At 42.2% G+C, this 719-nt stretch carries 1 pseudogene; it reads right to left on the minus strand.

The window, feature by feature from the left end:
• Positions 1–165: 165 nt before the first annotated feature.
• Positions 166–719: pseudogene (locus tag DYY66_RS06560) on the minus strand (elongation factor EF-2); the annotation flags it as partial.

Raw genomic sequence — 719 nt, forward strand, 5'->3', positions numbered from 1 at the left:
CATTTCCTAAAATCCAATACCCAAATCCGATCAATATCACAGATGGAACAAGAAAAAATAAAATTTGAAGCCTCACAGGATCTTTCTGTTTTTATTGTTTTAGAAGTTTACGACACATATAGCATGTTTTTACACATGAAGTGGTGTAAACCATTTNAACCATTTTTACTCGCTGTCGACGTACTCGTCTGGAGTTGGCACTTCTGGTGACAATCCCTTTCTCTTTCGGATGTCAGCAATCACTTTGGTCAAGATAGAGTTTGGTACCGGAGTCCATGCCTTAAAGTGGGTGTTCCACATGGCACGTCCTGCAGTCTGGCCTCTCATGATTTCAGACAAGTCAAATGTTTCAGATGCTGGAAGTTCACCGGATATTATATGTATGACCCCTTTTTGTTCCATGTTTAGCACCTTACCTCTTTTTCCAGAAATTACACCGGCAACGTTTCCAATCATTTCTTGTGGTACACGTACCTCGATTCCAAGTGTTGGTTCAAGCAAAACAGGACTAGACAAAAGCATTACACCAGTACAAGCTCTTCTTGCGGCAGGTCCCAACTGGGACAAGCCTCTGTGAGCTGGATCCTCGTGTGGAACGAAATGATGGAATGTAAACTTGCAACCTCTTACCTGTTCTCTTGCAAGAGGACCTTCTTTTACAGAATCTTCAAAGCCAGACAGTATAGAATCAGTAGACTCTCCTACAAACTGGACACCCT

This window comes from Candidatus Nitrosotalea sp. FS (assembly GCF_011319475.1).
GTDB lineage: Archaea > Thermoproteota > Nitrososphaeria > Nitrososphaerales > Nitrosopumilaceae > Nitrosotalea.